At 56.0% G+C, this 12,663-nt stretch carries 13 protein-coding genes; 4 read left to right on the forward strand and 9 right to left on the reverse strand.

The genetic code is table 11. The features are described from left to right. Positions 1 to 4: 4 nt before the first annotated feature. From trmH to gmk, 4 genes are all read right to left on the reverse strand, one after another. Entirely contained in the window at positions 5 to 694 is a 690-nt protein-coding gene (gene trmH, locus PGR79_RS12605) for a tRNA (guanosine(18)-2'-O)-methyltransferase TrmH (RefSeq protein ID WP_101705052.1), read from the reverse strand. Positions 695 to 790: 96 nt separating this feature from the next. Continuing rightward, positions 791 to 2,911 (reverse strand): bifunctional GTP diphosphokinase/guanosine-3',5'-bis pyrophosphate 3'-pyrophosphohydrolase, encoded by a 2,121-nt coding sequence (gene spoT, locus PGR79_RS12610; RefSeq protein ID WP_087858926.1) that lies wholly within the window; start codon positions 2,909 to 2,911, stop codon positions 791 to 793. Between the two features lie 18 nt (positions 2,912 to 2,929). Further along, entirely contained in the window at positions 2,930 to 3,205 is a 276-nt protein-coding gene (gene rpoZ, locus PGR79_RS12615) for a DNA-directed RNA polymerase subunit omega (protein ID WP_000135058.1), read from the reverse strand. 54 nt (positions 3,206 to 3,259) lie between these two features. Continuing rightward, a complete protein-coding gene (gmk, locus tag PGR79_RS12620; protein WP_015369144.1) occupies positions 3,260 to 3,883 on the reverse strand; it encodes a guanylate kinase in 624 nt (207 codons plus the stop codon). Positions 3,884 to 4,141: 258 nt separating this feature from the next. Here gmk and ligB point away from each other — a divergent pair, with 258 nt between their 5' ends. After that, complete coding sequence (ligB, locus tag PGR79_RS12625) at positions 4,142 to 5,818, forward strand: NAD-dependent DNA ligase LigB (protein ID WP_113374049.1); 1,677 nt, start codon at positions 4,142 to 4,144, stop codon at positions 5,816 to 5,818. A gap of 4 nt (positions 5,819 to 5,822) precedes the next feature. On the opposite strand, the gene PGR79_RS12630 is transcribed toward ligB, so the two are convergent. Next, positions 5,823 to 6,440 (reverse strand): trimeric intracellular cation channel family protein, encoded by a 618-nt coding sequence (locus tag PGR79_RS12630; protein ID WP_015703812.1) that lies wholly within the window; start codon positions 6,438 to 6,440, stop codon positions 5,823 to 5,825. Between the two features lie 205 nt (positions 6,441 to 6,645). Continuing rightward, positions 6,646 to 7,509: a YicC/YloC family endoribonuclease gene (locus PGR79_RS12635; protein ID WP_045390591.1), complete on the reverse strand. Its 864-nt coding sequence runs from the start codon at positions 7,507 to 7,509 to the stop codon at positions 6,646 to 6,648. A 170-nt stretch (positions 7,510 to 7,679) separates the two neighbouring features. Between PGR79_RS12635 and rph the strand changes: the two genes are divergently transcribed. Further along, positions 7,680 to 8,396 (forward strand): ribonuclease PH, encoded by a 717-nt coding sequence (gene rph, locus PGR79_RS12640; RefSeq protein ID WP_015369149.1) that lies wholly within the window; start codon positions 7,680 to 7,682, stop codon positions 8,394 to 8,396. Positions 8,397 to 8,508: 112 nt separating this feature from the next. After that, positions 8,509 to 9,150, forward strand: a complete 642-nt coding sequence (pyrE, locus tag PGR79_RS12645) for an orotate phosphoribosyltransferase (protein ID WP_015703811.1) — start codon at positions 8,509 to 8,511, stop codon at positions 9,148 to 9,150. A gap of 94 nt (positions 9,151 to 9,244) precedes the next feature. Here pyrE and slmA read toward each other — a convergent pair whose 3' ends face one another. The 3 genes from slmA to coaBC form a co-directional block, all read right to left on the reverse strand. Next, on the reverse strand, positions 9,245 to 9,841 hold the full coding sequence (gene slmA / locus PGR79_RS12650; protein ID WP_015369151.1) for a nucleoid occlusion factor SlmA: 597 nt from the start codon (positions 9,839 to 9,841) through the stop codon (positions 9,245 to 9,247). A gap of 124 nt (positions 9,842 to 9,965) precedes the next feature. Continuing rightward, on the reverse strand, positions 9,966 to 10,424 hold the full coding sequence (gene dut, locus PGR79_RS12655) for a dUTP diphosphatase (protein WP_020077682.1): 459 nt from the start codon (positions 10,422 to 10,424) through the stop codon (positions 9,966 to 9,968). Continuing rightward, positions 10,402 to 11,613 (reverse strand): bifunctional phosphopantothenoylcysteine decarboxylase/phosphopantothenate--cysteine ligase CoaBC, encoded by a 1,212-nt coding sequence (coaBC, locus tag PGR79_RS12660; RefSeq protein WP_113374111.1) that lies wholly within the window; start codon positions 11,611 to 11,613, stop codon positions 10,402 to 10,404. Before coaBC ends, dut begins: the two co-directional genes overlap by 23 nt. Before the next feature lie 177 nt (positions 11,614 to 11,790). Here coaBC and radC point away from each other — a divergent pair, with 177 nt between their 5' ends. Next, positions 11,791 to 12,456 carry a RadC family protein gene (radC, locus tag PGR79_RS12665; RefSeq protein ID WP_045390599.1) on the forward strand — a complete coding sequence of 222 codons (666 nt, stop codon included), beginning with the start codon at positions 11,791 to 11,793 and terminating at the stop codon, positions 12,454 to 12,456. The last annotated feature ends 207 nt before the right edge of the window (positions 12,457 to 12,663 follow it).

Below are 12,663 nucleotides of genomic sequence, written 5' to 3' on the forward strand. Positions count from 1 at the left end.
GGATTTACCTCGCCGCCTGCATCGTTGCCCACCACGAGGCATCGGCTTCTACTTCGCCCTGCTCGTTGACGTGGGGATAAGGCAGACCTTTTTGTTTGGCGACGCGCGCCAGCACCGGGTAACCGCCTTCAAATAGCAGCCGCTGCTGCTCTTCAGGCGGCAGCATGCTATTAGCGCGTTTGTACATTCCAGCGTTCTGCCGCTGACGCTGCGCTTCGTAAAGGATCAGCGCGGAGGCGACGGAGACGTTCAGCGACTGCACCATACCGACCATAGGGATAATGATGTCCTGGTCTGCCAGCGCCAGTGCTTCTTGGGTGATGCCGGTTTTCTCCTGGCCCATCAGGATGCAGGTCGGGCGCGTATAGTCGATTTCGCGAAAATCGATGGCTTTGTCGGAAAGGTGCGTCGCGAGGATTTGCATGCCCCGGCCTTTTAAGTGGCTGACGGCATCGCCGATCGTGCGGTGCGTTTTTACCTGCACCCAGCTATTGCTGCCGGCGGCGGCAGAGGCCATGGTGCGCATGCGGCTGCCAGGCCAGATGGCGTGTACTTCATGTACGCCGATGGCGTCTGCGGTGCGGATGACCGCAGAGACGTTATGGGGTTTATGGACCTGCTCCATGCAGACCGTCAGATCAGGCTGACGCCTGGCGAGCATCTCGCAGATACGCGCATAACGCTGTGAATTCATTCTACTTAATCCTTCGAACTGCCTCGGCGTTAGCTGCACTCACTCACCCCAGTCACGTACTTCAGTACCTTCCTGGGGATTCGATTTTTGTAAAAGCTAATTTCGGTTACGAGTGACTTTAATCACGTCCGGCATGACGCGAATTTTGCGCATGATATTCGCCAGATGCACGCGGTCGCGCGCGGTCAGGCGGATAAAGGCGCTGTAAACGCGGCCATCTTTTTCTTCCGTATTCAGGCTCTGAATATTGGAAGACGCGGTGTTGATTGCGGCCGTCAGGTTAGCCAGCGCGCCCTGGTGGTTGAACATATCCACCTTAATTTCGGCGATAAATTCCTGCGCAGTTTCTTTATCCCATTCGACCGCCATAAACTTCTCAGGCTCTTTCTGGTAGCCGCGGATGTTACGGCAGGATTCATGGTGGATAACCAACCCTTTGCCTGGGCTGACGTGGGCGATGATCGGATCGCCTGGAATCGGACGACAGCACTTGGCGAAAGTAATCAGCACGCCATCGGCGCCCTTGATCGGCAGATGGCCGTGATTCGACGCGTTGGCCGGCACCGGTGCGGCAGAGGCTTCGCCCTGCTGCAGATTTTTAGCTACCACGACGCTCATTGCGTTACCGAGACCGATTTCCGCCAGCAGATCGTCAAGCGTGGCCAGCTTCATGCGGTCAAGTTCGCGCTGGATGTTCTCCTGCGGGATCTCTGCCAGCTTGCGGCTGCCGCCTAACGCGTGGTTGAGCAATCGGCGGCCAAGGCTGACCGAATCGTCGCGCTTAAGGTTCTTCAGCAGTTGGCGGATTTTGGCGCGCGCTTTCGAGCTAACGACAAAGTTCAGCCATGCGGCATTCGGGCGTGCGCCCGGCGCGGTAATGATTTCGACAGTCTGACCGCTGGAGAGCGGCTGCGACAGCGGATAGGGCTGGCGGTCGACGCGCGCGCCGACGCAGGCATGGCCGATATCGGTATGCACCGCGTAGGCGAAGTCCACCGGCGTGGCACCGGCAGGCAGTTCGACAATGCGCCCTTCCGGGGTGAAAACGTAAATCTCATCCGGGAACAGATCGGATTTAACGCTCTCGATAAATTCAAACGAACTACCGGCGCTCTGCTGCAGTTCCAGCAGGCTTTGCATCCAGCGCTGGGCGCGGATTTGCGCGGTCGTGCTGCTTTCGCCGCCGTGCTCTTTATAAGCCCAGTGCGCCGCTACCCCCATCTCCGCCATCTGGTCCATATCTTCGGTACGGATTTGCACCTCGACCGGGACGCCGTGGGGGCCAATCATCGAGGTGTGCAAAGATTGATAGCCGTTCGCTTTTGGAATGGCGATGTAATCTTTGAAACGACCTGGACGCGGCTTGTAGAGGCTGTGCATTTGGCCCAGCACGCGATAGCAGATATCGGGATCGTGAACGATAACGCGGAAGGCGTAGATGTCCATGATCGAGTGAAAACGCTGCTCTTTGAGCACCATTTTGCAATAAATGGAGTACAGATGCTTTTCGCGACCGCTAACGCGGCAGGGGATCCCCGCTTCCTGTAAACGCCCTTCGATCTCAGAGAGGATCTTCTGAATCATCTCTTTTCGGTTGCCGCGCGCTGCTTTGACCACTTCTTTAATGACGCGGTAGCGGTTAGGGTACAGCGCTTCAAAGCCCAGCTCTTCGAGCTCGGTTTTGATGTGATGGATACCTAAACGGTGCGCCAGAGGGCTATAAATTTCCAGCGTTTCGCGGGCGATGCGGCGGCGTTTATCCGGGCGTAGTGAGCCCAGGGTGCGCATGTTGTGGGTGCGGTCGGCAAGCTTGATGAGGATGACGCGGATATCCTGCACCATCGCCATGATCATTTTGCGGAAGTTTTCGGCTTGCGCCTCTTTCTTATCGCGGAACTTGAGCTTATCAAGTTTCGACACCCCCTCTACCAGTTCGGCGACGCTTTTACCAAAAAGCTGTTCCATGTCCTGGTAGGTGGCAGGGGTATCTTCAATCACATCATGCAGCAGCGCGGCCATCAGCGTTTCGTAGTCGAGTTTCATCTCGGCCAGAATGCAGGCCACCGCTACCGGGTGCGTGATATAGGGTTCACCGCTTGAACGTGTCTGACCCTCGTGAGCGTCACGTGCAACGAGATACGCCTGCCGAAGGCGCTTGATTTGCTCTTCCGGCAGGTAGTTTTGAATCAGCTGATTCAGGCTTTCAAACAGATACAAGGGCGACCCGCTGTGTGATTAACGACGACCTTCAGCAATCGCGGTAACGGCTTGTAATTCAGCGGCTTCCTGCTCTTGCTGTTCCTGGCGCTCACGTACATCGAGGATCTGGTTGTTGATCAGACCTTCTTCGATTTCGCGCAGTGCGATAACGGTGGTTTTATCGTTTTCTTCCGGTACCAGCGGATCCTTTCCGCCTACCTGCATCTGACGAGCGCGACGCGCGGCGACCAGTACCAGGTCAAAACGGTTACCAATTTTCTCTACAGCGTCCTGAACAGTTACGCGTGCCATACTTAAAATGCTCCACAGGTGAAGAAATGACTGGGCATGATACTGAATGTGGGTTCAGTCTGCCAATAGTTTGGTGATTAAAGCGCCATGTCGCTGCTTTTGGCGGCTCATGCGCAGACGTTCAGCGCGGATAATGTTTTTCAGATCGCCTAAAGCGGTATCAAAATCATCATTCACAATAAGGTAATCATATTCCGCGTAATGGCTCATTTCTGCAACTGCCTGCGCCATACGTTTTGCGATGACTTCTTCGCTGTCCTGACCGCGGCCGCGCAGGCGGCGGTCAAGCTCGTCTTTTGACGGCGGCAGAATAAAGATACTGCGCGCGCCGGGCATTTTATTACGAATTTGCTGGGCGCCCTGCCAGTCGATATCGAGGAAAACATCGACGCCAGTCGCCAGAACCTGCTCGATAGCTTCACGAGAGGTGCCGTAATAATTGCCAAAAACCTCAGCGTGCTCAAGGAAAGCGTCTTCGCTAATCATCGACCTGAATTTATCGTGATCCACAAAGAAATAGTGTTCACCGTGAACTTCACCCGGGCGCGGATTGCGCGTGGTATGCGACACAGAAACCTGGGAGTCGTACAACGGTTGGGTCTTCAATAAAGCCTGAATCAGGCTGGATTTACCCGCGCCGCTAGGGGCGGAAACAATATAAAGCGTGCCTTGAGCCATGAGTGTCTTTTGTATGTGATTGTCGAAAGAGATGCTACATACGAGCCTATTATACACGCCGCCGCTGCGTGACGCAGTCATTGTCACACTTTTTGCCGCTGTTTCTTTCATTTTGCCTGCCGCTTTCCTGATTTCTTAAGCAGTTGCAGCAACGATGCGTAAATCCTGGAAAGCCGCTCGCAGCGTAATGATTTGCCTGTCGCCGCGGCTTCGGTCTTTAGCGCACGATGCCGCAAGGTAAAACAAGGAGGTAAAGGCATGTGCAAATGGCTGATAGCGGCAGCGTTATGGATGGCGGCGGCACTGGCAACGGCGGCCTGCCCGGCGTGGTCTTCGCAACGAGCCGGGCAGGAGATAGACCGCCTGAGCCTGCAGATTGCCGACTGGAAAGCGGCCTACTGGCAGCAGGGCAGTAGCGGAGTCAGCGACGAAGTCTACGACATGCTTTCGGCCCGGTTGGCGCAGTGGCGGCGCTGCTTCGGTGAGGAGACGCCGACTGAAGACGATCTGCCGCCGCCGCGCGGCGAAGTCAAGCACCCCATCGCGCATACCGGCGTGCGCAAGCTGCCTGACGCCATGAGCGTCGGGCGCTGGATGCGCGATAAAACAGACCTGTGGCTACAACCAAAAGTCGACGGTGTAGCGGTGACGCTGGTATATCGCGGCGGCAGGTTAATACGGGCGATTAGCCGCGGTGACGGTCTGGCAGGGGAAGACTGGACGGCAAAAGTGCGCCAGATCCCCGGCGTACCGCAAACTACCGCAGGAGCGCTGGCAAACAGTGTATTACAGGGAGAAATTTTTCAGCTGCAAGAGGGGCATATACAAAAACAGGCGGGCGGTATGAATTCACGGGCGAAAGTGGCCGGGATACTGATGCGCAAAGCGTCGTCGGCTGAGCTGAAAACGCTGGGGCTGTTTATCTGGGCCTGGCCCGATGGCCCGGCCCAGATGCCTTCTCGTCTGGCGCTGCTTGCCGCTGGCGGGTTTCCTCTGGCGCAGCGCTATTCCCATCCGGTTAAAGATTGGCAGCAGGCTGCCGCCTGGCGGGAGCGCTGGTTTAGCTCGCCGCTGCCCTTTGTCACCGACGGCATTGTGATCCGTGCGGAAAAAGAACCCGCCGGGGGCAGTTGGCTTCCAGGACAGGGGTTCTGGGTGGCGGCCTGGAAATATCTACCGTTTTCGCAGGTGACGGAAGTGACCACTATCCAGTTTGCCATCGGGCGTAGCGGTAAAATAGCCGTTGTGGCGCATCTCGAACCGGTAAAACTGGACGACAAGCTGGTGCGGCGGGTCAATATTGGTTCGGTGTCCCGCTGGCGGCAGTTAGACATCGTCGCCGGAGACCAGGTGTTAATAAGCCTGGCCGGACAGGGGATCCCGCGTCTGGATAGCGTGGTCTGGCGGGCCAGCCAACGCGATGGGCCGCAACCGCCTTCGCCTCGCTTTCATTCCTTAACTTGTTATTTTGCGACGCCCGAGTGCGCCGGGCAGTTTCTCTCCCGCCTTGTTTGGCTATCGTCTAAGCCAGTTCTGGATATTGCAGGCGCAGGAGAGGCGCTTTGGCGCACATTAATGGAAGATCGCCACATGACACATCTTTTCTCATGGTTGGCTTGGACGCCTGAACAACTACAGAGCGTGCCAGGAATTAGCGGCGAGCGCGGCCTGCGTCTGTGGCATCAGTTCAATTTGACCCGTGAGCAGCCGTTTATTCGTTGGGTGTTGGCGCTGGGGGTACCGATACCTCAGGCCGCGCAGGCAAGCGTTGCGGCAGAAAACTGGCGGCAGCTGCGGGAGCGCAATGAGTCTCAGTGGCGACGATTACCGGGAGTGGGGCAGGAAAGGGCACGGCAGCTGGTCGTCTTTTTGCAAAACCCGGATATTGCCGCGCTGGCGCAGTGGCTCAGCGGGCAACGTATCCCGGGTTTCTGAGGAATTAATGAGCGTCGTGCTTGTAGTAGAAGACCGGCAGGCCGAGCTTCCAGCGCAGGGCGAGCATACGCGCGGTAAAGCCGAAGAGCAGCGTGGCGATGACCACTACGTCGTGGCTGCTGACGTAGTGCTGTAATGCGATATAGAGCACCGCGGCGGCAAAAGAGATACCAGCGTACAGTTCTTTCTGAAACACCAGCGGGATACGCTTACAGAACATATCGCGTAGCACGCCGCCAAAGACGCCAGTGATCACCGCGGCAATAGACGCGATTATTGGCCCTTCGCCCATATCCAGCGCGATTTGCGCGCCGATAATCGAGAACACGATCAGGCCCAGGGCATCCAGCACCAGGAACAGGCGGCGCAGGTGCGGCATCACCGGCGCGGCGATGGTAGTGAGAACGGCGGCAACCGCCACAATGATGACGTATTCCGGATGCTTCACCCAACCGAGCGGATAATGGCCGAGCAGGATGTCCCGCACGGAGCCCCCGCCGAGCGCGGTGGCGGTAGCGATAATAATTACCCCAAAAGTGTCCATCCGGCGACGCCCGGCCGCTAAGGCGCCGGTCATCGCTTCCGCCGTAATACCAATCAGATAAAGAACATGAAGCAGCATAAATCCCCCACAATGATGGGCAAAGGGTAGCGATTTGTGCGGCAGATCACGATTGAGTTTTTCTAAAGTGAGCTGATTTTCATGAAAAAAGCTAATGATGAATGATTGATATGGTCAATCACTGTGGGGCGTTTGGCTTTTGCTTTTCAAAAATGAATAAGAAAAAGTAATGCTGGCCCGCGGGGCAGGCCAGCCGGGGAAGAGATTACTCGATGTTTTGGATCTGCTCGCGCATCTGCTCGATCAGCACCTTCAGCTCAATCGCTGAATTGGTCACTTCGGCATTGATGGATTTGGAGGCCAGAGTGTTCGACTCGCGGTTGAATTCCTGCATCATGAAGTCGAGGCGGCGACCGACGGCTTCTTTCTTCTTCAGAATGTTGTAGGTCTCTTTAACGTGCGCTTCCAGGCGATCGAGCTCTTCGGCGACGTCAATACGCTGCGCCATCAACACCAGCTCTTGCTCGAGGCGGTTGTTTTCCAGCTGCACTTCGGCGTCTTCAAGCTTGGCGACCAGGCGCTCGCGCTGCCACTGCAGGATTTCCGGCATATGGGCGCGGACTTTGCTGACTTCGGCGCTGACGCCTTCCAGACGCTGTTCGATCAGCGTTTTCAATGCCTGGCCTTCGGTCTCGCGAGCGACAATAAAATCATCCAGCGCGCCATTCAGGGCGTTGAGGATTTCAGCGGCGATGGCATCAAGGTCTTGCTCCTGAGCGGCCATCACGCCAGGCCAGCGCAGGATATCAACCGGGTTGATTTCGCCTTCATCGCTCTGCATTTTTACCCAGTTAGCGGCGTTAACCAGCTGCTTGGCCAGGTTTTCGTTAAGAATCAGCTCACCCTGGGCGCTGGGATCCTGCTCAAAACGCAGGGTACATTCGATTTTGCCGCGAGTCAGGCGAGAGCGGATGCGCTCGCGAACCACGGGTTCCAGGCTCCGGAACTGTTCCGGCAGGCGGAAGTAGGTTTCCAGATAGCGTTGGTTTACCGAGCGCAGTTCCCACGCGGCGCTACCCCAGTCACCCTTGATTTCACGCCGGGCATAGGCGGTCATACTGCGGATCATAGACGTTCCTGTTTTTTAAGGAGAGTGGGGAGGATTATAGCTTTCGAGGCCCTTTCAGGATAGGAATAAGCGCGCATTATCCACATTGGCTGGCGCGTGTCGTCGCGATGCAACTTGGCCGAATTTGTGTATAATGCGCAGCCACATTCGTTTCAAGCCGGAGAGTAATCATGCGTCCAGCAGGCCGTAGCGCTAATCAGGTGCGTCCAGTAACCCTGACCCGTAACTATACAAAACACGCTGAAGGCTCCGTGCTGGTCGAATTTGGCGACACCAAAGTGCTGTGCACCGCCTCCATCGACGAAGGCGTGCCGCGCTTCCTGAAAGGTCAGGGCCAGGGCTGGATCACCGCCGAATATGGCATGCTGCCGCGTTCCACCCATACCCGTAACGCTCGCGAAGCCGCAAAAGGCAAGCAGGGCGGCCGCACTATGGAAATCCAGCGTCTGATCGCTCGCGCGCTGCGCGCTGCGGTGGATCTGAAAGCGCTGGGCGAGTTCACCATTACGCTCGATTGCGATGTGCTGCAGGCCGATGGCGGTACCCGTACCGCGTCCATTACCGGCGCCTGCGTTGCGCTGGCCGATGCGCTGAACAAGCTGGTTGCCGCAGGTAAACTGAAAACCAACCCGATGAAGGGCATGGTGGCTGCCGTTTCCGTGGGTATCGTTAATGGCGAAGCCATTTGCGATCTGGAGTACGTGGAAGATTCCGCCGCGGAAACCGATATGAATGTGGTCATGACCGAAGACGGTCGCATCATTGAGGTGCAGGGCACGGCAGAAGGCGAGCCGTTCACCCATGAAGAGCTCCTCACTCTCCTGGCGTTAGCGCGAGGGGGAATCGAATCCATTATTGCGACGCAGAAAGCGGCGTTAGAAAATTAATGATTAAGGCGACTGAGAAGTCGCCTTTTTTTTGCGCTTTATCCCTCATGACACCTGCGAAGGATAGGGCGCGTAGTCCGACAATGATGACAGTACTAAAAGGAGCGAATCCATGAAGCCGTATCAGCGCCAGTTTATTGAGTTTGCGCTTAGCAAGCAGGTTCTTAAATTTGGCGAATTTACGCTGAAATCCGGGCGTAAGAGCCCTTATTTCTTCAACGCCGGCCTGTTTAATACCGGGCGCGATCTGGCTCTGCTGGGCCGTTTCTACGCCGAGGCGCTGGTGGATTCCGGGATCGAGTTCGACCTGCTGTTCGGCCCGGCCTATAAAGGTATCCCTATCGCCACCACCACCGCCGTCGCGCTGGCTGAGCATCATGACCGTGACCTGCCGTACTGCTTCAACCGTAAAGAAGCGAAGACCCACGGTGAAGGCGGCAACCTGGTCGGTAGCCCGCTACAGGGCCGCGTGATGCTGGTAGACGACGTGATTACCGCCGGTACCGCAATTCGTGAATCAATGGAAATTATTCAGGCTAATGGCGCGGAGCTGGCTGGCGTACTCATTTCGCTTGATCGCCAGGAACGCGGCCGCGGCGAGATCTCTGCGATTCAGGAAGTGGAACGTGATTATGGCTGCAAAGTGATTTCTATTGTCACTCTGAAAGATCTTATTGCCTATCTGGAAGAAAAGCCTGAGATGGCTGAGCATTTGGCATCGGTACGCGCTTACCGCGAAGCCTACGGCGTCTGATGATGAGCCCGGCAGCCAGCGGCTGCCGGTATAGCCAGAGCACGCTGAGAATGTGAATGATGAGTCATGCAGCCTTGCGGCTGCATATAAAGCTTTACTGCAGTTGCGCCGCGACCAGCGGCCAGCGGGCATCGAAATCATCCGTTGGGCGGTACTTGAACTCGCTACGCACAAAACGCGACAGCATGCCTTCGCAAAATGCCAGCAGCTGGCTTGCCAGTAGCGTCTCGTCGAGGGTGTAGCCCTCTCCCTCACGCATTTTCTTTTCACGCATCACCTGACGTAATTGAACTTCGATGCGTTCAAATAGCTGGTTAATACGGCCCTGCAGACGGTCCTGTTCGAACATTAAGGCGTGGCCGGTGAGGATACGCGTCAGCCCAGGATTACGCTCGCCAAACCCAAGAATCAGCAGAACAATCAGGCGCAGACGAGCCGTGGTGTCCTTTTCATCTTTCAAAATCAAATTGATGCGCGTAATCAGACTGTCTTCAATGAACTCGATCAGGCTGTCAAACATGCGGGTTTTACTGGGAAAATGACGGTATAACGCCGCTTCGGAAACACCGACGGAGGCCGCCAGCTTCGCCGTGGTAATACGTTGGCTACCATCGCTGGATTCAAGCATCAGCGCCAGAGACTGAAGTATTTCTTCGCGACGATTCCTTTTCGCAGTTTGTTTTTCTGCCATGTTTTAAAATACCCCTGAAAATAAGCACTTGTCAGGCAGGCATCCACAAAGCGACCGCAAACCTTAGTTTGCGGTGATGTTATTGCATTATGCGCTTTGGGATGCGGGTTCCGTATAGCCGGGCTTATTTGCGCCCTGAGTGGCCGAAGCCGCCTTCGCCGCGGTCGGTGGCGTCAAACTCTTCCACCAGATTAAATTCCGCCTGTACCACCGGCACAAAGACCATCTGCGCGATGCGCTCGCCTGGTTCGATAGTAAAGCTCTGTTGGCCGCGGTTCCACACGGAAACCATCAGCTGCCCCTGGTAGTCGGAGTCGATAAGGCCGACCAGGTTGCCCAGCACCACGCCATGTTTATGGCCCAGGCCAGAACGCGGCAGAATCACCGCCGCCAGAGACGGATCGGCGATATGAATCGCAAGGCCTGTTGGCAACAGAGTAGTTGCGCCCGGTGCCAGCTCTACGGCGTCGTCAAGACAGGCGCGCAGGTCAAGTCCGGCCGAGCCGGAGGTGGCATAAGTCGGCAATGGGAACTGCTTGCCAACACGCGGGTCCAGAATCTTAACGTCGATTTTTTTCATCATAACGGGTAACGATCTCGTCGAGTAATAATTGGCCCAGGAATTCCTTGCGCTCAAGTGGTAAGCGCTTATCCCCATCCTGCCAGAAAAGGTGTAATGCGTTGTTATCGCTATTAAAACCTTGATTTGGCTGAGAAACATCATTGGCGCAAATCAGGTCGAGATTTTTGCGGGCACGTTTTTGCCGGGCGTATTCTTCCACATTATTCGTTTCGGCGGCAAATCCAACAACGTACGGGCGGTGATTTTTTAGTGCGGCCACCCCGGCGACGATATCCGGATTTTTGACCATTTTTATTGTTAATTCATCACCTTGTTTTTTGATTTTTTCGTCGGCGACAATCGCTGCGCGGTAGTCGGCAACGGCGGCACAGCCGATGAAAATATGCTGCTGTTGCACGCCATTCTGCACCGCAGCTTCCATTTCCAGCGCGGTACCCACATCTATACGTTGCACAAACGGCGGCGTCGGCAGCGACACCGGGCCGCTAACCAGCGTGACGTTCGCACCGCGTTGTGCGGCGGCGGCGGCAATCGCGAAGCCCATTTTGCCGGAGCTATGGTTGGTGATGTAGCGCACTGGGTCCAGCGGCTCGCGGGTTGGGCCCGCGGTAATCATGATGTTGAGATGTTGCAAATCTTTGACAGGCGAGAAATGCTGCGCTGCCATTTCCATGATAGTCAGCGGATCGAGCATGCGGCCCGGGCCGACGTCGCCGCAGGCCTGGCTGCCGCTATCCGGGCCCCATACCAGCAGGCCGCGTGCGGCAATAGTGGCAAGATTATCTTGGGTGGCGGCGGCGCGATACATCTGTTGGTTCATCGCCGGGACGACGGCCACCGGCGAGGGCGTAGCCAGGCAAATCGTGGAGACCAGATCGTTCGCCATACCGGCGGCGACGCGGGCGATTAAATCGGCGGTTGCCGGGGCAAGGATAACCAGATCGGCCCACTTGCCCAGTTCAATATGGCCCATTGCCGCTTCGGCGGCCGGATCCAGCAGGCTATCGGAGACCGGATAACCGGAAACCGCCTGCAGGCTCAACGGGGTAATAAAGGCCTTGGCGGCTTCCGTCATGGCGACGCGAACATCCGCGCCGCGTTCTCGCAGTCGGCGCACCAGTTCCGGCGTTTTATAGGCGGCGATGCCGCCGCTCACGCCAAGAACGATTTTTTTACCAGCCAGACTCATCATGATTTTGTCCTGTTGAAATACACCAGAATCCGCGCATCTTATCACAATCCCTGTGGCATCGTGCGTATGCCGGGCACTCACTTTGCGAGCGGCTACGCAGGCCCTGAAATCACCGGTCGGCAGCGCGGAAAGGGTATGCCAGGATGGGCGAGGAACGGATAAGGAGACAGGGTAATGGATATACAGGAATCATTGATGCCGCGGGAAAAAATGCTGCGCGACGGCATTGAAACGTTGAGTGATGTTGAGCTGCTGGCGTTGTTTCTGCGTACCGGTACACGTACTCAGGATGTGCTGGCTTTTTCACACAGCTTGCTACAGCGCTTCGGTTCGCTGTACGGGCTGTTATCGGCTGAGATAGAACAATTTGCAGATATCGACGGTATCGGTATAGCAAAATATGCGCAACTTAAAGGTATTGCCGAGCTGGCGCGGCGCTATTTTAGCCTGCGGATGAGAGAAGAACCGTCGCTGGTGACGCCGCTCATGACGCGAGAATTTTTACAAAGCCAGCTCGCCGATGAAGAGCGGGAGATCTTTATGGCGATCTTTTTAGATAATCAGAACCGGGTATTGAAACATAGCCGCCTTTTTTCTGGTACTCTTAGCCACGTAGAGGTGCATCCGCGAGAAATTGTACGCGAAGCAATCAAAGTGAACGCCGCCGCGGTGATCCTTGCCCATAATCATCCTTCAGGTAGTCCTGAACCGAGTAAGTCGGATAAGTTGATGACCGACAGGGTGGTTAAGTGTTGTAGATTCATGGAGATACGCGTGCTTGATCATCTGATTATTGGCCGCGGCGCGTACGTCTCTTTTGCCGAACGTGGCTGGATTTAGCCCCGATCATGCGATCTATCGGGATCTTTGTCTGTTCGGGACTTGAGCACACCGCCGAGTCAGCGTATACTACGCCACCTTTGAGAATCTCGGGTTTGGCATTTGGGCCTGGCAATCGAGAGTTCAATAGAACTATGCGATGACCGGGCTGTAAAGCCTGACGAGGCGCCAATACCCCATACGAAGCTCGAGCTAATTTGATTTTTG

Source organism: Klebsiella sp. 141161 (assembly GCF_050600815.1).
Classification (GTDB): domain Bacteria; phylum Pseudomonadota; class Gammaproteobacteria; order Enterobacterales; family Enterobacteriaceae; genus Klebsiella; species Klebsiella aerogenes.